The following is a 17,955-nucleotide window of genomic DNA, read 5'->3' as shown; positions in this document are numbered from 1 at the left end:
CTGTAGGAGCCGGCTTGCCGGCGAACCGGGCACCACCTTCTGGCACCTTCGCGAGCAAGCTCGCTCCTACAACACAGATGTTCATTTCACTTCCGGTGGCGTGACGAAGGTGTGGTACGGCGCCGGTGATGGAATGCTCCATTCCAGCCCTTCGGCCCCTTCCCACGGCTTGGCCGGGGCCGGTTTGCCGCCGCGGATGCACTTGATGACGATGAACAGGAAGAAGATCTGCGTCGCACCGAAGGTGAAGGCACCGATGGAGGACACCATGTTGAAGTCGGCGAACTGCAGGTTGTAGTCCGGAATCCGCCGCGGCATGCCCGCCAGCCCGACGAAGTGCATGGGGAAGAAGGCCATGTTCATGCCGACGAAGGACAGCCAGAAGTGCAGCTTGCCCAGGGTTTCGTCGTACATGTGCCCGGTCCACTTGGGCAGCCAGTAATAGGCTGAAGCGAAGATCCCGAAGATCGCCCCCGGCACCAGCACGTAGTGGAAATGCGCCACCACGAAGTAGGTGTCCTGGTACTGGAAGTCCGCCGGGGCGATGGCCAGCATCAACCCGGAGAAGCCGCCAATGGTGAACAGAATGACAAAGGCCACGGCGAACAGCATCGGCGTCTCGAACGTCAGCGCGCCCTGCCACATGGTGCTGACCCAGTTGAACACCTTGACCCCGGTGGGCACGGCGATCAGCAGGGTGGCGTACATGAAGAACAGTTCGCCCACCAGCGGGATGCCCACCACGAACATGTGGTGCGCCCAGACGATGAACGACAGGAAGGCGATGGCCCCGGTGGCATAGACCATCGAGGTGTAGCCGAACAGCGGCTTGCGGCTGAAGGTGGGGATGATCGAGCTGACGGCGCCGAAGGCCGGCAGGATCATGATGTACACCTCGGGGTGACCGAAGAACCAGAACACGTGCTGGAACAGGACCGGATCACCACCGCCGGCCGCACTGAAGAAGCTGGTGCCGAAGTGGATGTCCATCAGCATCATGGTCACGCAGCCCGCCAGCACCGGCATCACCGCGATCAGCAGGAAGGCGGTGATCAGCCAGGTCCAGACGAACAGTGGCATCTTCATCAGGGTCATGCCCGGGGCACGCAGGTTGAGGATGGTGGCGATCACGTTGATCGCCCCCATGATCGAACTGATGCCCATCAGGTGGATGGCGAAGATGAAGAAGGTCACGCTTTCCGGGGCGTAGGTGGTGGACAGCGGGGCGTAGAAGGTCCAGCCGAAGTTTGGCCCGCCACCGGGCATGAACAGGGTCGAGACCAGTAGCAGGAAGGCTGCCGGCAGCAACCAGAAGCTGAAGTTGTTCATCCGCGGCAGGGCCATGTCCGGGGCGCCGATCATCAGCGGAATCATCCAGTTGGCCAGGCCGACGAAGGCCGGCATCACCGCACCGAAGACCATCACCAGGCCATGCATGGTGGTCATCTGGTTGAAGAACGCCGGCTCGACGATCTGCAGCCCGGGCTGGAACAGTTCGGCACGGATCACCATGGCGAACGAACCGCCGAGCAGGAACATGCAGAAGCTGAACCACAGGTACAGGGTGCCAATGTCCTTGTGGTTGGTGGTCAGCACCCAGCGCATCAGGCCCTTGGCCGGGCCATGGGCGTGGTCATCATGGCCGGCGTGGCCGTGGTCATCGATCACTGCACTCATGCCCTGTCTCCTGCAAACGGGTGGGCTGGACGCTCAGGGACACTGCACCCCGAGCGGTTGCGGAAATACCCAATAAGCCGGCTCATTTGCTTTCCGCCTGTTTCAGCGCCAGCACTTCTTTTGGCGTGACCATGTCGCCCTTGTTGTTGCCCCAGGCGTTGCGCTCGTAAGTGACGACCGCGGCGATATCGACTTCCGACAGCTGCTTGCCGAAGGCCGCCATGGCGGTGCCCGGCTTGCCATGGAAGACGATGCTCAGGTGAGCCTCCTTGGGACCGGTGGCGATCTTCGAGCCCTTGAGGGCCGGGAACATCGGCGGCAGACCCTGGCCTTCCGCCTGGTGACAGGCGACACAGGTGGTGTGGTAGATCTTGTCGCCACGGGCCACCAGCTCATCGAGGGTCCATTCCTTGCTGGTCAGCTCCTTGAGCTTGGCCGCCTCGGCCTTGCGCTCGCCCATCCAGGTGTCGTAGTCGGCCTGGCTCTTGACCTCCACCACGATCGGCATGAAGCCGTGGTCCTTGCCGCACAGCTCGGCACACTGGCCACGGTAGATGCCGGGCTTGTCGACTCGGGTCCAGGCTTCGTTGACGAAACCCGGGATGGCATCACGCTTGACCGCAAAGGCCGGCACCCACCAGGAGTGAATGACGTCGGCGGCGGTCACCAGGAAGCGCACCTTGGCCCCCACTGGCAGCACCAGCGGCTGGTCGACTTCCAGCAGGTAGTGCTCGCCCTTGGTGCTCTGGTTGTGGATCTGCTCGGCGGGGGTGGCCAGGTTGCTGAAAAACTCCACATCCTGGCCGAGGTATTTGTAGTGCCACTTCCACTGGTAGCCGGTGATCTGGATGTCCACATCCGGCTCGCTGGTGTCGTACATCTTGATCAGGGTCGCAGTGGCCGGTACGGCCATGGCCACCAGGATCAGGAAGGGGATGATGGTCCAGAGGATTTCCACGGTGGTGCTTTCGTGGAACCGGGCCGGGACCTGGCCCGTGGAGCGGCGGTGAACGATCATTGACCAGAACATCGCGCCGAAGACGATGACGCCGATCACCACACAGATCCAGAAGATGGTCATGTGCAGGTCGAATACCGCGTGGCTTATCTCGGTAGCCCCAGGCGTCATATTCACCGTCCAGGCGGCTTGCGCCTGGCTGAATATCGACCACAACAGGAGGCCCATCCAGACATGTGGATGTCGCATCATTGCGGGTTCCCCTTATCGTTCTTGTTATCCCGCCGGCTTAACACCTGCGGCAAGGGAGCGGCTGCCTAGACTACGAACTTAAACCGGCCGGGCCTCGCTGCATTTGCAGTCGGGCGTCATCAGCTAACTTCATACAATGGCGAGTATAGACAGCGACTCTCACCTCGCAACGCGAGGGCGTAAATCAGCTGAAACACTGGAAAGGAGGTTTGCAGGCCACGGCGGGAAAGGGGTCAAGTGCCCTGGATGGCGAAACGATATAACCGTGGTGACTAAGCATGAAATAATTATGACAAATGCGTCTTAAGCATTTTCGTAAGCAGGCTAACTTATGTTCTCCCTATTCAATTGCCCTTGTTCCCTGGAGTTTTCATGAACACCGCCGCATTGCGCGAGCAGATCAAACTGGCCCAGCAGCACGAAGCCAGTACCGGCCTCCTGACCCGTCAGTTGGAGAGCCAATTGCCTCACCTGCACCCCGCCATCCAGCTGCCCGAAGTCGACGCCAAGGGCGTCATGACCCGTTTCGTCAGCGCCTACATCGACCAGGTTCCGGACCTGCTGGACGCCGCCAATGCGGTGGCCCGTGAAGCCGGCATCGAGTCGCAGATCAAACCGGTACTGAAGATCGCCGAGCAATTCTTCCTCCAGCCACCGGCCATCATGGACGGCCACATCGGCCTCGACAGCCTGCTGGACGAAGCCTACCTGGCACTGCGCCTGGTGGAAGAGGTCAACGATCTGTACATCAAGCACTTCGGCCGTCCACTGATCCCTCTGGACATGACGGTCGCCAATCTCATCGCCCACCAACTGATCGGCGAAACCTTCGCCAACCAGCTGGACGAAGCGGTGCACCACGCGGTCGACGCCATGCTCGACGAAGAAAGCTTCGCTCTGGAATCGGTGGAAGCCTACCGCGACAAACTCAACAGCCCGGACACCGAGGCCGCCTGGAAACGCTGGCCCTGCCTGTCACGCCAGCTGGGCGTGGAACTGGAACTCGACCAACCCGCCGCCTGACCCACTCCTCGCCAGCAAGGCTCGCAGCGAGCCTTGTGGCGAAGGGCCAGGCCTCTCGATACGCCTCGCGCCCGCCTCCTGATTCAACCTCTCGCCGCAGCCGTGCCCACCCCGCTGGTCGTGCTCAACCGCCCCTCCAGGCGCCGCTTCAAGCCCCGCGTTTCAATCACCAGCCGCGACCCCTTGGCGCTGTTGGCCCGGTTCCAGTCTTCCAGCAGCTCCAGGCACGCATGGTCGATATAGCTGAGGTTGCTGAGGGGCACATGCACCGTGGTGGCCGGGGGAATCGTCGCCAGAACCCGAGTCAGGGCCGGCACCTTGAGAAAGGTCGCCGCACCCACCAGACGCAACTCCATCTCGCCGTCCTGCGTCAGGTCGATGAGGCTGATCTTCAGGCGTGAAGCCTTGAACGCCAGCTTGGCCAGGGTCAGGGCAAACCCGATCAATACCCCGGTCAGCAGGTCACTGAAGACAATCGCCAGGGCCGTCACCGCGTAGGTCAGCATCGGCATCCGCCCGTAGCGTCCCAGGCCACGAAAGACCTTGAGGTCCACCAGCTTGAAGCCGGTATAGACCAGCACCCCCGCCAGGCTCGCCACCGGAATGCTCTGCAGCACGCTGGACAGCAACAGCACGAAACCCAGCAGCCACACACCGTGGAAGATCGTCGAATAGCGGGTCTGGGCCCCGGCCTGGACATTGGCCGAGCTGCGCACGATGACCCCGGTCATGGGCAAGGCCCCCAACAAACCGCAGAGCATGTTCCCCACACCCTGGGCCGACAGCTCACGGTCGAAATCCGAACGCTGGCCGCTGTGCATGCGATCCACCGCGGCGGCGGACAGCAGGGTTTCGGCACTGGCGATAAAGGCCACGGCAAAGGCGGCGATCAGCAGGTTGGGGTCCGCCAGGTTGAGCAGGTCGGCGGGGCGCAGCCAGTCGATGGCCTCGCTCAGGTTGGCCGGCACCTCGACCCGCTTCACCTCCAGGGCCAGGAACAGGCTGGCCAGGGTCGCCAGGCCCACACCCAGCAATGCTCCGGGAATGAAGCGCAGCGATTGTGGACGCCACTTGTCCCACCCCCACATCACCGCGATGGTCGACAACCCCAGCAAGCCCGCCTGCCAACCCAGGCTCGGCAAAGCCTGAGCCAGCGCCTGAGGGAAACCGACAAGGTTAGCCAGCCCCGAGGCCTGGGGGGCGGCATCCAGCATCACATGCACCTGGGACAGCACGATCAACACACCAATCCCTGCCAGCATGCCGTAGACCACCGCCGGCGCCGTGACCCGGAACCAGCACCCCAGGCGCAGACGCCCGGCCAGCAATTGCAGGAGCCCCGCCAACAGCAGGATCGGCCCGAGCATGGCCACACCGTGCTGGCGCACCAGTTCGAACACCAGCACCGCCAGCCCCGCGGCCGGACCGCTGACTTGCAAGGGCGACCCCGCCAGCCAGCCCACCACCAGGCCGCCGATGATCCCGGTGATCAGGCCCTTGGCCGGCGGCAAGCCCGAGGCGATGGCAATCCCCATGCATAGGGGCAGGGCCACCAGGAACACCACCACCGAAGCCAGCAGCTCCCGGGGCAGGACATTTTTCAGCTGTGCTGCACGCATGACTTTTCTCCCGACATTTTCTTCAGGCGTGGCAAAGCCGGGCCGCGCGAACGGCGGCCCTGACCACAACCTCACAGGGGTTTAGGAGGATTCAGAAGCGCGCTTTGGGCGTCGCCACGGGGATCGGATGAGTGCCATCGAGCGGCAGGAAACAGCCCTTGTCCGCGTCGTAGGCCTTGATCGAGCTGGTCTCGATGTCATAGACCCAGCCATGGATGAACAATTGGCCGTTGGCCATGCGCGAAGCCACCGAAGGGTGGGTGCGCAGATGCTGCAACTGGGCGATGACGTTCTCCTCGGTCAGCACATGCATGCTGGAGGATTCGTCGGCGCAATCGCAGTTCTCGTGGACCATGGTCCGCGCCACTTCGGCATGCCGCAGCCAGGCCTTGACCGTGGGCATCTTCTCCAGGCTCTGCGGATTGAGCACCGCACGCATGGCGCCGCAGTCCGAGTGCCCACAGACGATGATGTGGTGCACCCCAAGGGCCAGCACCGCGTATTCGATCGCCGTGGAAACACCCCCGTTCATTTGCCCATAGGGCGGCACCACGTTGCCTACGTTGCGGGTCACGAACAGGTCGCCGGGAGAGCTCTGGGTAATGAGTTCGGGAACGATGCGCGAATCCGCGCAAGCAATGAACATCGCCCGTGGCCGCTGGGCGGTGGCGAGTTTCTTGAACAATTCTTCCTGCTGCGGGAAGACTTCATGATGAAAATGCAAAAAGCCGTCAACGATATGCTGCAGCGCTGCATCGGCAGTTTCGGCAACCTCGGCGGGTGCGGGAGCCGACGCAGCCAACGGCTGTTTATCCTTGTCACTCATGATTCAGCCTCTCTGTCGGATTTGGTGAATTTTCCAGAATTATCCGGCACGACGCCAGTAATTGATTAAAAAATAACCGGGGCGCCGAGCGCGACCCGCTGGTCACTTGATGAACAAGGTAGCGGCAAAAACTTAACTCAAACTGAATGGAGCGCTCTAGAACGCCACTATGGGCGATGTCAAAAGATGACCAGCGGACCTCCGTCAGCAACGTCCGCTAGTCAACCATAGGCCAATGCTTCTCACAGCAACGACATCTGCCCCCCCGGCGGACAGAAGGCCGAGCAATCAAGATCGAAGCCCTCGCGCCGGTCGAGCCCCAGGCGCTTGAGCGCCTTGGCGAAACGCTGGGCCAACAGGTCGGCGAAGGGCCCTTCACCGCGCATGCGGCTGCCGAAACGGCTGTCGTAGAGCTCACCACCACGGCTCTGGCGGATCAGGCTGAGCACATGGGCGGCCCGCTGCGGGTAATGGGCCGCCAGCCACTCCTCGAACAGCGGCGCCACTTCCAGGGGCAACCGCAGCATCATGTAGGCCGCGCTTTGTGCCCCGGCGGCATGGGCCTCACTGAGCAGGCTTTCCAGTTCGCTGTCGTTGATCATCGGGATCATCGGCGAGCACAGCACCCCCACCGGGATGCCCGCTGCGCGCATCACCCGGATCGCCCGCAAACGCGCCTTGGGCGCCGCCGCCCGGGGTTCGAGAATGCGCTTCAACTCATCGTCCAGGGTGGTCAGGCTGATCATCACCGCCACCAGCCGCTGCCGGGCCAGCTCGACCAGCAGGTCCAGGTCCCGCAGGATCAGCGAGCCCTTGGTGACGATGGTCACCGGGTGCCGATAGCGCAGCAGCACTTCCAGGGTGCGTCGGGTCAGTTGCTGCTCGCGCTCGATGGGCTGGTAGGGGTCGGTATTGGACCCCAGGTTGATCGGTGCGCAACGATAGCCGGGCTTGGACAGTTGCTGCTCCAGCAGCGCTGCGGTGTTGCTCTTGGCGATCAGCTTGGTTTCAAAATCCAGCCCGGGAGACATATCCCAATAGGCATGGCTGGGCCGCGCGTAGCAATAGATGCAGCCGTGCTCACAACCGCGATAGGGGTTGATCGAGCGATCGAAGGGCAGGTCCGGCGAACTGTTGCGGGTAATGATGGATTTCGCCGTTTCAAAACGCACCTCGGTGCCCTGGGTCAGCGGCACCTCCTGGTACCAGCCGTCGTCCTCGGCCACCGAACGATTGGGCGCAAAACGGTTGTGCGGATTGCTCGCGGTACCGCGACCACGGGGAGGCAGGGGGGTGAACATGGGAGCGCTCCATTACTGTATTAACATACAGTAATGGAGTCGGATTTATCTGACCAGCACCGCCGGACCGAAACCCACCCCCGCCAGTGAATGCTCCCCAGCGCGACGCCGGCCGTACCGCACCTTCGCCGGCAAGCCGGCTCCTACAGGTTTGTAGCGTTGGGGTATAAGGCAGGCTCAAAGAACAGGAGTGCAAACATGTCCAGGACACCTGGCAGGCTGGAAAAGATCTTCTACGCAGCGGATGCCTACCTCCCGAGCTACGAACAAGGCGCCGACCTGATCATCGTCAGGGCACCCGATGGCCAGCTCTGGGGCCTGGCCTGCGAGTTCGACCTGTGCACCCAGGACATCGAAAAGGCCGCGGTGAGCGGTCAGCACCCCTTCGATGAAGCGGACCCGAAGTTCGCCGAGGTGCGCTGGAGCTCCCACCACGATGGCATCGGCCTGCTCCCCGCAAGCTGGGAAGACCTGATGAACGCCGGGCTGGCGGACTGCATCGCCGGCTATCAGCTGGAAAGCCGCTTGGGCATCCAGCGCTTCACCCTGGGCTGAACAGCCACCCCGGGCCGGCGCCCGCAGCGAGCGCCGGCCTTGGGGCTAGTGGCTGGTGACCTGCCCCAGGTCGTCATTGGAGGTGCTCTGCAGGTCGCCATTGCGCAGCGCCGCCACATCCCCGGGCTTCACCGCCGAAGCCTGGTTGCCCCAGCTGCCACGAATGAAGTTGACCACATCGGCCACCTCCTGGTCCGACAGGCGCCAGGCGAAGGGCGGCATGGTGAAGGTCGAAGGCGCGCTGTGGGTGGCCGGCAAGGTGCCGCCCTTGAGCACGATGTGGATCAGCGAAGTGGCATCCGCCGATTGCAGCACCGGATTGCTCGCCAGCGCCGGGAATACCCGGGTATAACCCTGGCCGTCGGTGCGGTGGCAGGCTGCGCAGTTGTCGATGTACACCGCCGCGCCCGGCTGGCTGTCGTCACCTTTCCACAGGGCCTCGGCCACCTGCTTGTCGTACGGCTGCGGCTGGTCCTGGGGATCATTGGCCGGCAGGGACTTGAGGTAGCGGGCGATCGCCGTCAGGTCGGCCTCGCTCATGTACTGCATGCTGTGCACCACCACATCGCTCATGCCGCCAAACACCGCACTGCGATCACTGCGGCCGGTCTTGAGGAACTGCACCAGCTGCTCTTCGCTCCAGCTGCCCAGGCCATCCTTGTGGTCACCGCGCAGGCTCTTGGCGATCCAGCCCTCCAACGGTGCGCTGCCGGACAGGAAGGCGCTGCCGTCACTGGCGCTCAGGGCCTGCTCCTGCATGGTCAGGGCCCGCGGCGTATGGCAGGCGCCGCAGTGGCCCAGGCCCTCCACCAGATAGGCACCGCGGCTGATCACCGGATCGCTGCCGGTCGCGAGCGCCGGGGTCTCCACACTTGGGGCGAACATCCAGCGCCAGATCGACAACGGCCAGCGCATGCTCAGGGGCCAGGGAATGTCGCTGTCCTGATTGTCCCGGACCACTGGCGCCACACCTTTCATGAAGTAGGCGTACAGCGCCTGCATGTCGGCGTCGCTGACCCGGGCATAGGACGGGAAGGGCATGGCCGGGTACAGGGTGCTGCCGTTCTTGGCCACGCCATGGCGCACGGCCTGGTCGAAGTCCTCGAAGCTGTAGTCGCCGATGCCGGTCTTGTCGGGGGTGATATTGGTGGAATAGATCACCCCGATGGGGGTCTCCATCGGTAGCCCGCCGGCGAACGGCTTGCCGTCCTTGGCAGTGTGGCAGGCCACGCAGTCACCGGCACGGGCCAGGTATTCGCCCTGTTGCACCAGGGCCTGCTGATCCACTTCGGCGGCGTTGACAGAGGCGCTGCCCAGCAGCGCCAGGGTGGCGATAACGAGTGCTTTCATGGTCATCGCTCCTTATGCCTGAACCAGCGGGCCGGGTTTTTTCAGGTACTGCTCGCGGATCGCCCGGGCCGACCAGTAGGTCAGCGCCGCCACCAGGCCGGTAGGGTTGTAGCCCAGGCCCTGAGGAAAGGCCGAAGCCCCGGGAACGAAGACGTTGTGCACGTCCCAGCTCTGCAGATAGCGGTTCAGGGCGCTGGTTTTCGGATCAACCCCCATGATCGCGCCACCGTTCAAGTGGGTGGTCTGGTAGGACGCGGTGTTGAAGTGCTCACCGACCTTCTTGCCCAGCAAGGCAATGGCCTTGGGGTTCATCGCCTCGGCGATCTTGCCCATCTTCTCGACCATGAAACGGTTCATCTTGATGTCGTTTTCCTGCCAGTCGAACGTCATCCGCAGCAGAGGCAAGCCGTAGGCATCGCGGTACACCGGGTCCAGATCCAGGTAGTTGCCACGGTAAGACTGATGCGCTCCGTGAGCGTCCATGGATACCTGATGGGTGTAGTAATCGGCGGTGGCCTTCTTCCAGGCGCTGCCCCAGGTCGGGGTGCCCGGCGGGTTGGAAGTCCCGGCGATGGGCCGGCTGCCGGCCTGGTTGACCCAGAACGGCGAACCACCGACGAAACCATGGGGGCCGTGGTCGAAGTTGTCGGCGTTGAAGTCGTCCACCGCCACACCGTTGCCGCCGGCGCCGATGAAGTTGTTGGTGTGCACGTCCTTGTCGAAGTAGGCCTTGATGGTAGCCATGTTCTGGTAGGCGAAGTTCTTGCCCACCACGCCTTCGCCGGTGATCGGGTCGTAGGGCTTGCCAATGCCCGACAGCAGCATCAGGCGCACGTTGTGGAACTGGAAGGCGCCGAGGATCACCAGATCCGCCGGCTGCTCGATCTCCCGGCCCTGGCCGTCGACATAGGTCACGCCGGTGGCGAGGGTCTTGCTGCTGTCGAGATTGACCTTGAGCACGTGGGAATTGGCACGCAACTCGAAGTTCGGCAGCGGCTTGAGGGCCGGCAGAATGTTCACGTTGGGCGAGGCCTTGGAATACATGTAGCAGACATAGCCACTGCAGAAACCGCAGAAATTGCACGGCCCCATCTGTGCGCCGTAGGGGTTGGTATAAGGCCCCGAGGTATTGGCCGACGGCAGGTTGTAAGGCTTGTAGCCCACTTCATTGGCGGCTTTCTGAAACAGCTGTGCGGAATAGGTGTTCTTCTGCGACTCCAGGGGGAAGTGGTCCGAGCGATCCGGTGCATAAGGGTTGCCGCCCTTGCCGTCGCCCACCAATTGGCCCTTTACGGTCCAGGCCTGGCCCGAAGTGCCGAAGACCTTTTCCGCATAGTCGAAGAACGGCTCCAGCTCTTCATAGCTGACGCCGAAGTCCTGGATGGTCATGTCCTTGGGGATGAAGTTCTTGCCGTAACGTTCTTCGTAGTGGCTGCGCATGCGCAGCTCGATGGGGTCGACCCGAAAGTGCACGCCGGACCAGTGCAGGCCGGCGCCGCCCACGCCATTGCCCGGCAGGAAGGCGCCAAGTTGACGGTTGGGCAGGGCCACGTCGTTGACGCTGTGGCGGATGGTCACCGTCTCTTTGGAAATGTCCTGGAAGAGTTTCTTGCGCACGCTGTAGGTGAGCTCGTCGATCACCTGGGGATAACTGCCGTCCGGGTAGGTGTCCTGCATCGGCCCGCGCTCCAGCGCCAGCACATTAAGCCCGGCTTCGGTCAGCTCCTTGGCCATGATCGCGCCGGTCCAGCCAAAACCAACGATCACTGCGTCGACCTTCTTCATCACTGTTGCCATGCTCAAGCCCTCTCGCCGCGAATCGATACTGCCGGGAAGGGGTATTGCTCGTTGCGTTCCACCCAATCCATGAAATCGGCGCGAGCGCCGGGAAAGCCGATCAGGGTCCAGCCCACCAGGCCCTTATTGCCACCGTGGATCGGATCGCTGAAGAAGCCTTCCTTGGTGTTTTGCAGCAGCAGATTGAAGAAAAGCTTGGCCGGGAGCGCATCGAACTGCGGGATTCCAGCCTCCAGCTGCTTGAGCAAAGCGTCTCGGGTAGCGCTGTCTTGCGCAGCAAAAACATGACCTTTGAGGTCTTTGCACCATGCATCCACAGCGGCAATGCCCAGGCGATAGATCTCCTTGGGCACCAGCTTGCTCTGCCAACCCATCTCCGGCGCGGCGTCGGCCTTGAATGGGCCTTGCATGTACCACAGGGCGCCGGTGGCGTAGGGCGTGTTCATTTGTCGGTCGATGTACTCCGGCACCCCGGCTTCCAGGGCACCTGGCCCCATTTCGTCCGCCGGGATCAGGCGTTCCACCGCCGCCTTGATGAAGGCCCACTCTTCGGCGCTGAAGTAACTGGGCTCATAGTTCTGGCTGTCGCTGGGCAGCTTGCCCGACGCCACCGGCCTGGCAGGGGCGGCAGTCTCGGGTGCGGCCGCCAGCATGGAACTGCCCAGGCCGGTACTGGCGACAGTGACCACAGGGATCAAGGTCAAGGATTTACGCAAAAACTCACGCCGCGGGTTGTCTCGATCTTGATCAGACATGGGTGCACCTCATCAGGCATTGATGGAATGGTCAGCCGCGTCATGGCGCGACTTTGTGTTTTGGCAACGCGCAAAGCCGGGCAAGACCCGGTTTTTATCAACACATCAGCAAAATTTGGTTACAAATGGTAGCAGGCTAAGCATTCGGATAAATCGTTTCAGGCGAAAAAAAGATCAGACGCGACGGAAAATCACGTATCAGCTTCACGTTTCTTTGACAGCCGGCTCACGGGGCTTTGACCGGACGGACACGACACTGCCGGGCATTGTCCCCCCCATCAGTGACCCCCGCACATGTCGAGAACCCGCTTCATTTCTGCACTCTGTCTGTCGTTGCTGGCGCTGCTGGCCGGGCCACGGACGCAGGCCGCCGATGCCCTCGCCAACCGCCCGGGGCAATGGGCCCAGCCCGTGGAGAAACAGTACAACCTGTACCAGATGTCACCGACCCTGTACCGCAGCGCCCTGCCGGACAAAGACGCCGTGCAGCTGTTGGAACAACTCAAGGTGGGGACCGTGATCAACTTCCTGCCGGAGTCTGACGCCAGTTGGCTGTCCACCCCCGGCATCCATCAAGTGCAGTTGCCTTACCGCACCAACCATGTGGACGACGCCGACGTGCTCAAGGCCCTGCGCGCGATCCAGAGCGCCGAAGCCCAAGGCCCGGTGCTGATGCACTGCAAACATGGCTCGGACCGCACCGGCCTGATGTCGGCCATGTATCGAGTGGTGGTCCAGGGCTGGAGCAAAGAGGAAGCGCTGAATGAGATGACCCAGGGCGGTTTTGGCGACAGTTCCCACTTCAAGGACGGCATTCGCTACATGATGCAGGCCGATGTCGACAAACTGCGCACTGCGCAGGCCAACGGCGATTGCAGCACCAGCGTGTTCGCCACCTGTTCGGTGAAGAGCTGGTTCGAGACGGTGGGGGTCAGCAAACCGCTGAGCCACTGAGCACAACAGCCTGTGTAGGAGCGAGCTTGCTCGCGAAAGCGCAGGGATCGAAAGAAGGGGGGCGAATCGCTTCGCCGGCAAGCCGGCTCCTACAGGGGAGCCGGCTTTTTCTTGCGGGTCAGTCGGTCTTTTTCTTCAGCTTGGGGTTGGGGAAGAACTGCACCGATTGCACCTTGGTATCGGCTGCCTTCGGCGCGAGGCTGTTGACCCGGGTCCCGAGTTCCTTGGGCACCGACAGACCCTGCTCGTTGAGGGTGTCGGAGTAGCCACAGGCCACGCACTCGCGATGGGGCACGTCGTCCTCACTCCACATCATCAGCTTGTCTTGCTCACTGCACGCCGGGCACACCGCCCCGGCGATAAAGCGTTTCTTGGTCTTCACGGGGGCGTCACTCATGCTGCCGCGTCCTCGCTGAGGCCGCTGTGGCGCAAGAGTGCGTCAATCGACGGCGCCCGTCCGCGGAAATCGACGAACAGCACCATCGGCTCCTGGGAACCGCCACGGGCCAGGATCGCCTCGCGGAACGCCCGTCCGGTGGCCGGGTTGAGCACACCGTCTTCCTCGAACTTGGAGAAGGCATCGGCCGACAGCACTTCCGCCCACTTGTAGCTGTAGTAACCCGCGGCATAACCGCCGGCGAAGATGTGGGCAAAGCTGTTGGGAAAGCGGTTGTAGGTCGGCGGACGCATCACCGAAACCTCGTCGCGCACGGTTTCCAGCACTTGCAGCACGCTGCGGCCGTCGCCGTGGGTGGCGTGCAGTTCGAAGTCGAACAGGGAGAACTCCAGCTGGCGCACCATCATCAGCCCGGACTGGAAGTTCTTCGCTGCCAGCATCTTCTGCAGCAGGTCCTGGGGCAGGGGTTCGCCCGTCTCGTAGTGACCGGAGATCAGTGCCAGGCCTTCCGGCTCCCAGCACCAGTTCTCCATGAACTGGCTCGGCAGTTCCACCGCGTCCCAGGCCACACCGTTGATCCCGGATACACCGGCATGCTCTACCCGGGTCAGCAGGTGGTGCAGGCCGTGACCGAACTCGTGGAACAGGGTGGTGACTTCGTCGTGGGTCAAGAGCGCAGGCTTGCCGCTGTCGGCCGGGGTGAAGTTGCACACCAGGTTGGCCACCGGGCTCTGCAACACACCGTCAACGGTGCGGCGACGATCGCGGGCACCGTCCATCCAGGCACCGCCACGCTTGTTGGAGCGGGCATAGAGGTCGAAGAAGAAGCGGCCAACGTGCTGGCCGTTTTCCTTGATTTCGAACAGCCGTACATCCGGATGCCAGCTGTCGAAGCCTTGCTGCTCGGCAATCTCGATGCCGTACAGGCGCTGGACAATGGCGAACAGGCCGCCGAGTACCTTGTCGATGGGGAAGTAGGCCCGCAGGGCTTCCTGGGACACGCTGTAACGTTGTTCCCGCAGCTTCTCGCCATAGAAGCCACTGTCCCAGCTTTGCAGGTCAGCGCAGCCCTGTTCGGCGGCATAAGCCCGCAGCTGCTCCAGGTCCTGGGCGGCAAACGGCTTGCTGCGCTTGGCCAGGTCCCGCAGGAAACTCAGCACCTGATCGCTGGATTCGGCCATCTTGGTGGCCAGGCTCAGCTCGGAGAAACTGGCAAAACCCAGGAGCTTGGCCAGTTCCTGACGCAGGTCGAGGATCTCTTCCATCACCGGGCCGTTATCGTTCTGACCGGCATTAGGACCTTGGTCCGACGCTCGGGTGCAGTAGGCGGCATAGACTTCTTCGCGCAGGGCGCGGTCCTGGGCGTAGGTCATCACCGCGTAGTAGCTGGGGAATTCCAGGGTGATCAGCCAGCCATCCAGGCCTTTGGCCTGGGCCGCGGCGGCCATCTGCGCCTTGGCCGAGTCGGTCAGGCCGGCCAGGGCCGCTACGTCGGTGATGTGCTTGGTCCAGGCCTGGGTGGCGTCCAGCAACTGGTTGGAGAAACGGCTGGCCAGCTCCGACAGCTTGCTCTGCACTTGCGCGTAGCGCTGCTGCTGCTCCGGCGGCAGGTCGATGCCCGACAGGCGGAAGTCTCGCAGGGAGTGTTCGAGAATGGTCTTCTGCGCCACATCGAAACCGGCAGCTTCCGGGCTCTTGGCCAGAGCGTCGAAGGCCTGGAACAGCTCGCGGTTCTGGCCCATTTCCGTGGAGTAGGCGCTCAGAGCCGGCAGGCAGGCCTCGTAGGCTTCACGCAGTTCGGCGCTGTTGCACACCGCGTTGAGGTGGCTGACCGGGCTCCAGGCGGCGCCCAGACGATCATTGAGTTCGTCCATGGCCAGTACCAGGCCAGCCCAGGTGGGCTGGGTAGCCTGGGTCTTGAGGATCTCAGCGATGGCGGCGCGGTTGTCAGCCAGGATCTGTTCGATGGCAGGTTGCACATGCTCGGCGCGGATCGCCGAGAACGGCGGCAGGTCGTAGGGCTGCAGAAGAGGGTTGTTCACACTCACGGTGGGCACCTTGGCTGGAAGAAACATTGAGCCATCTTAATTACAATCGACAGCCACCGCAGCTATAGCCCCCATTAATAAATCTCAGAGAGGCATTCGCACTTGGCCATTCGCAGCTACCAGAACCACACCCCGAACCTGGGCGAACGGGCCTTTGTCGACCACTCGGCCGTGGTCATCGGCGACGTCGAGATCGGTGCCGACAGCTCGGTCTGGCCCCTGACCGTGATCCGCGGCGACATGCACCGCATCCGCATCGGCGCGCGCACCAGCGTGCAGGACGCCAGCGTGCTGCACATCACCCACGCCGGTCCCTTCAACCCCGAGGGTTTTCCGCTGCTGATCGGCGATGACGTGACCATCGCCCACAAAGTCATGCTCCACGGTTGCAGCATCGGCAGCCGGGTGCTGATCGGCATGGGCAGCATCGTCATGGACGGCGCGGTGGTGGAGGACGATGTCATCGTCGGCGCCGGCAGCCTGGTACCGCCGGGCAAGCGCCTGGAAAGCGGCTTCCTCTACGTCGGCAGCCCGGTGAAGCAGGCGCGCCCGCTGACCGACAAGGAGCGCGCCTTCTTCACCTACAGCGCCGCCAACTACGTGAAACTCAAGGACCTGCACCTGGCCGAAGGCTACGACCGTCCCTGATCTGCTACTGACTGCCGAGGAATTGCCATGCATTACCAAACCGTCCTGTTCGACCTCGACGGCACCCTGACCGATCCCCGCGAGGGCATTACCCGCTCGATCCAGTTCGCCCTGGGCAAGCTGGGGATCGACGAGCCGGACCTGACCAAGCTCGAGCACTTCATCGGCCCGCCGCTGTTGCAGGCCTTCATGCAGTTCTACGGTTTCGACGAAGCCCGGGCCTGGGAGGCGGTGAACTTCTATCGCGAACGCTTCAAGGTCACCGGCCTGTATGAGAACCGGGTCTTCGACGGGGTCGCGCCGCTGCTGGAAACCCTTGGCGGGCAAGGGCGCCAGCTGTACATCGCCACCTCCAAGCCCTGGGTGTTCGCCCGGGAAATCGCCCGCCACTTCGACTTCGCCCGCCACTTCAAAGTGATCTACGGCAGCGAACTGGACGGCACCCGCACCGACAAAGTGCAGTTGATCGCCCATTTGCTGGAGCAGGAACGGCTGGACCCGGCCAGTACCCTGATGATCGGCGATCGCAAGCACGACCTGATCGGCGCCAAGCGCAACGGCCTGGATGCGGCGGCGGTGGGTTATGGATTCGGCAGCCGTGAGGAGCTCAGCGCAGAAGCTCCGGCCTATCACTTTGAGACGCTGGCCGAGCTGCATCAGGCGTTTTTACGGCCTTAGAACCGCTGTTCACCGGCAAGCCGGCGCCTGCAGGTCCGGAGTAGGCGCTCTGCAGCCTTAGCAAATCAGCCTTGCGCTGTTCGGCCGGCAGGCGCCCCAGCTTTTCCACTGCCAGGAAGAACGCCGGCCAGTCGCCATTGACCTCCTTGAACAGCGCGGCAAACGCCGGCACCCATTGATCGTACAGACCGAAGGGCAGTAGCCGGGCGTTGTTCAACGGTGCGTTGATCCAGGCATCGTAGCGCTGGGAGCCGGCCCACTCGCGGTCCCGCAACTGCCGATAATCCCGGCGCAGTACCTCGAACTCCTGGGCCTTGCGCTGGCGCATCTGCTCGGCGGACAAGGATTGGGCATACAACTGCTCCAGGCGTTTGCGAGCCTCCAGCAACAGCTGGATGAACTGATCCCGTTGACGAACATCGGCGTTGTCCTGGGGCGGCAGCCCACGATAGGCCCGCCACTGTCGGGTGCCTTCCTGCTCGACGAAGGTGGCGAAGGACTCATTGAACTCGGTGTCGTCCTTCACGTAGAAGCGCTGGTGCGCCAGCTCATGGAAGATCAGGGTCGCCAGGCGCTCATCGCCCCAATGCATCATCGAGCTGATGATCGGGTCATCGAACCAGCCCAGGGTCGAATAGGCCTCCACACCGCCGATCGCCACGTCCATGCCTTTTTGCTGCTGCAACGCCGCCTCACCCCGAGCGGCGCCCTGGCTGTAATAGCCGCGGTAGGCCACGCAACCGGCAATGGGGAAGCAATGGGTTTGCGGGCTCAGGGAAAACTCCGGGGTAGCGAACACGTTCCACACCACATAGGGCCGGCCGATATCGACGTACAGCCGGTAGCTGTTGTTATCCGGCAGGTGCAGATGCTGGCTGGCAAAGGTACGGGCCCGTTGCGCCTGGGCCAGATGGGCCCGCAGGGTCGGGTCGCGCGTGGGGTCGGCGACCACTTGGGCCACCGGGGTGCGAGCCCGCAACAGCTGCATCTGGCCACTGGCCAACTGGCTGTAATACGCAGCGCTGCTGCAACCGTTGAGCAGCAAAAGCGTCAGGGCCGGAAACAAAAGGCGCAAAAGAGGATCAAGTAACCCATGGCTTGAACGCGGCCTATTCAA

General features: G+C 62.9%; 16 protein-coding genes. 5 read left to right on the top strand and 11 right to left on the bottom strand.

Translation table 11 applies throughout. The features are described 5' to 3' along the window. Positions 1-81: 81 nt before the first annotated feature. Complete coding sequence (ctaD, locus tag BLX41_RS03345) at positions 82-1,677, bottom strand: cytochrome c oxidase subunit I (RefSeq protein WP_060836864.1); 1,596 nt, start codon at positions 1,675-1,677, stop codon at positions 82-84. Between the two features lie 82 nt (positions 1,678-1,759). After that, positions 1,760-2,887 carry a cytochrome c oxidase subunit II gene (gene coxB / locus BLX41_RS03340; RefSeq protein ID WP_123723759.1) on the bottom strand — a complete coding sequence of 376 codons (1,128 nt, stop codon included), beginning with the start codon at positions 2,885-2,887 and terminating at the stop codon, positions 1,760-1,762. Positions 2,888-3,259: 372 nt separating this feature from the next. On the opposite strand from coxB, the gene BLX41_RS03335 reads away from it, so the two are divergent. Further along, a complete protein-coding gene (locus BLX41_RS03335) occupies positions 3,260-3,910 on the top strand; it encodes a hypothetical protein (protein ID WP_123723758.1) in 651 nt (216 codons plus the stop codon). An 83-nt stretch (positions 3,911-3,993) separates the two neighbouring features. Here BLX41_RS03335 and BLX41_RS03330 read toward each other — a convergent pair whose 3' ends face one another. The 3 genes from BLX41_RS03330 to BLX41_RS03320 all read right to left on the bottom strand — a co-directional run bounded on the left by BLX41_RS03330 (position 3,994) and on the right by BLX41_RS03320 (position 7,656). Continuing rightward, positions 3,994-5,529 carry a SulP family inorganic anion transporter gene (locus tag BLX41_RS03330; RefSeq protein ID WP_123723757.1) on the bottom strand — a complete coding sequence of 512 codons (1,536 nt, stop codon included), beginning with the start codon at positions 5,527-5,529 and terminating at the stop codon, positions 3,994-3,996. A gap of 91 nt (positions 5,530-5,620) precedes the next feature. Further along, the gene (locus BLX41_RS03325; RefSeq protein WP_123723756.1) at positions 5,621-6,355 is read right to left on the bottom strand and encodes a carbonic anhydrase; all 735 of its coding nucleotides are present in this window, start codon (positions 6,353-6,355) and stop codon (positions 5,621-5,623) included. 242 nt (positions 6,356-6,597) lie between these two features. Next, positions 6,598-7,656: a PA0069 family radical SAM protein gene (locus tag BLX41_RS03320; RefSeq protein ID WP_123723755.1), complete on the bottom strand. Its 1,059-nt coding sequence runs from the start codon at positions 7,654-7,656 to the stop codon at positions 6,598-6,600. Between the two features lie 198 nt (positions 7,657-7,854). Here BLX41_RS03320 and BLX41_RS03315 point away from each other — a divergent pair, with 198 nt between their 5' ends. Beyond that, positions 7,855-8,211 carry a hypothetical protein gene (locus tag BLX41_RS03315; protein WP_123723754.1) on the top strand — a complete coding sequence of 119 codons (357 nt, stop codon included), beginning with the start codon at positions 7,855-7,857 and terminating at the stop codon, positions 8,209-8,211. 45 nt (positions 8,212-8,256) lie between these two features. Here BLX41_RS03315 and BLX41_RS03310 read toward each other — a convergent pair whose 3' ends face one another. The 3 genes from BLX41_RS03310 to BLX41_RS03300 are packed head-to-tail and all read right to left on the bottom strand — an operon-like array spanning position 8,257 to position 12,113. Beyond that, complete coding sequence (locus BLX41_RS03310) at positions 8,257-9,561, bottom strand: c-type cytochrome (protein WP_123723753.1); 1,305 nt, start codon at positions 9,559-9,561, stop codon at positions 8,257-8,259. A gap of 12 nt (positions 9,562-9,573) precedes the next feature. Next, positions 9,574-11,358, bottom strand: coding sequence for a GMC family oxidoreductase (locus tag BLX41_RS03305; protein ID WP_123723752.1), 1,785 nt, complete (start codon positions 11,356-11,358; stop codon positions 9,574-9,576). Positions 11,359-11,360: 2 nt separating this feature from the next. Further along, on the bottom strand, positions 11,361-12,113 hold the full coding sequence (locus BLX41_RS03300) for a gluconate 2-dehydrogenase subunit 3 family protein (RefSeq protein WP_123723751.1): 753 nt from the start codon (positions 12,111-12,113) through the stop codon (positions 11,361-11,363). 294 nt (positions 12,114-12,407) lie between these two features. On the opposite strand from BLX41_RS03300, the gene BLX41_RS03295 reads away from it, so the two are divergent. Further along, positions 12,408-13,067 (top strand): phosphatase domain-containing protein, encoded by a 660-nt coding sequence (locus tag BLX41_RS03295; RefSeq protein WP_123723750.1) that lies wholly within the window; start codon positions 12,408-12,410, stop codon positions 13,065-13,067. Positions 13,068-13,185: 118 nt separating this feature from the next. Here BLX41_RS03295 and BLX41_RS03290 read toward each other — a convergent pair whose 3' ends face one another. Next, the gene (locus BLX41_RS03290; protein ID WP_123723749.1) at positions 13,186-13,464 is read right to left on the bottom strand and encodes a YheV family putative zinc ribbon protein; all 279 of its coding nucleotides are present in this window, start codon (positions 13,462-13,464) and stop codon (positions 13,186-13,188) included. After that, entirely contained in the window at positions 13,461-15,539 is a 2,079-nt protein-coding gene (prlC, locus tag BLX41_RS03285) for an oligopeptidase A (protein ID WP_185073355.1), read from the bottom strand. The genes BLX41_RS03290 and prlC overlap by 4 nt, the downstream gene beginning before the upstream one ends. Positions 15,540-15,614: 75 nt before the next feature. Between prlC and BLX41_RS03280 the strand changes: the two genes are divergently transcribed. Together BLX41_RS03280 and BLX41_RS03275 are read left to right on the top strand one after the other, a co-directional pair. Then, positions 15,615-16,160 (top strand): gamma carbonic anhydrase family protein, encoded by a 546-nt coding sequence (locus BLX41_RS03280; protein ID WP_123723748.1) that lies wholly within the window; start codon positions 15,615-15,617, stop codon positions 16,158-16,160. A gap of 27 nt (positions 16,161-16,187) precedes the next feature. After that, a complete protein-coding gene (locus BLX41_RS03275) occupies positions 16,188-16,838 on the top strand; it encodes an HAD family hydrolase (RefSeq protein WP_123723747.1) in 651 nt (216 codons plus the stop codon). On the opposite strand, the gene BLX41_RS03270 is transcribed toward BLX41_RS03275, so the two are convergent. Further along, positions 16,768-17,955, bottom strand: a complete 1,188-nt coding sequence (locus BLX41_RS03270) for an aminopeptidase (RefSeq protein ID WP_123723746.1) — start codon at positions 17,953-17,955, stop codon at positions 16,768-16,770. The two genes, BLX41_RS03275 and BLX41_RS03270, sit on opposite strands and share 71 nt — an antisense overlap.

The sequence above is a fragment of the Pseudomonas protegens genome, from assembly GCF_003732485.1.
GTDB lineage: Bacteria > Pseudomonadota > Gammaproteobacteria > Pseudomonadales > Pseudomonadaceae > Aquipseudomonas > Aquipseudomonas protegens_B.
The sequence above is the reverse complement of the archived record's forward strand: the minus strand, read 5'-3'. Positions and strand labels throughout refer to the sequence as shown.

What these genes read in the sequence shown, in the direction of transcription:
- ctaD (WP_060836864.1), bottom strand. Translation starts at nt 1,677, where the DNA reads ATGAGTGCAGTGATCGATGACCACGGCCACGCCGGCCATGATGACCAC.
- coxB (WP_123723759.1), bottom strand. Translation starts at nt 2,887, where the DNA reads ATGATGCGACATCCACATGTCTGGATGGGCCTCCTGTTGTGGTCGATA.
- BLX41_RS03335 (WP_123723758.1), top strand. Translation starts at nt 3,260, where the DNA reads ATGAACACCGCCGCATTGCGCGAGCAGATCAAACTGGCCCAGCAGCAC.
- BLX41_RS03330 (WP_123723757.1), bottom strand. Translation starts at nt 5,529, where the DNA reads ATGCGTGCAGCACAGCTGAAAAATGTCCTGCCCCGGGAGCTGCTGGCT.
- BLX41_RS03325 (WP_123723756.1), bottom strand. Translation starts at nt 6,355, where the DNA reads ATGAGTGACAAGGATAAACAGCCGTTGGCTGCGTCGGCTCCCGCACCC.
- BLX41_RS03320 (WP_123723755.1), bottom strand. Translation starts at nt 7,656, where the DNA reads ATGTTCACCCCCCTGCCTCCCCGTGGTCGCGGTACCGCGAGCAATCCG.
- BLX41_RS03315 (WP_123723754.1), top strand. Translation starts at nt 7,855, where the DNA reads ATGTCCAGGACACCTGGCAGGCTGGAAAAGATCTTCTACGCAGCGGAT.
- BLX41_RS03310 (WP_123723753.1), bottom strand. Translation starts at nt 9,561, where the DNA reads ATGAAAGCACTCGTTATCGCCACCCTGGCGCTGCTGGGCAGCGCCTCT.
- BLX41_RS03305 (WP_123723752.1), bottom strand. Translation starts at nt 11,358, where the DNA reads ATGGCAACAGTGATGAAGAAGGTCGACGCAGTGATCGTTGGTTTTGGC.
- BLX41_RS03300 (WP_123723751.1), bottom strand. Translation starts at nt 12,113, where the DNA reads ATGTCTGATCAAGATCGAGACAACCCGCGGCGTGAGTTTTTGCGTAAA.
- BLX41_RS03295 (WP_123723750.1), top strand. Translation starts at nt 12,408, where the DNA reads ATGTCGAGAACCCGCTTCATTTCTGCACTCTGTCTGTCGTTGCTGGCG.
- BLX41_RS03290 (WP_123723749.1), bottom strand. Translation starts at nt 13,464, where the DNA reads ATGAGTGACGCCCCCGTGAAGACCAAGAAACGCTTTATCGCCGGGGCG.
- prlC (WP_185073355.1), bottom strand. Translation starts at nt 15,539, where the DNA reads ATGTTTCTTCCAGCCAAGGTGCCCACCGTGAGTGTGAACAACCCTCTT.
- BLX41_RS03275 (WP_123723747.1), top strand. Translation starts at nt 16,188, where the DNA reads ATGCATTACCAAACCGTCCTGTTCGACCTCGACGGCACCCTGACCGAT.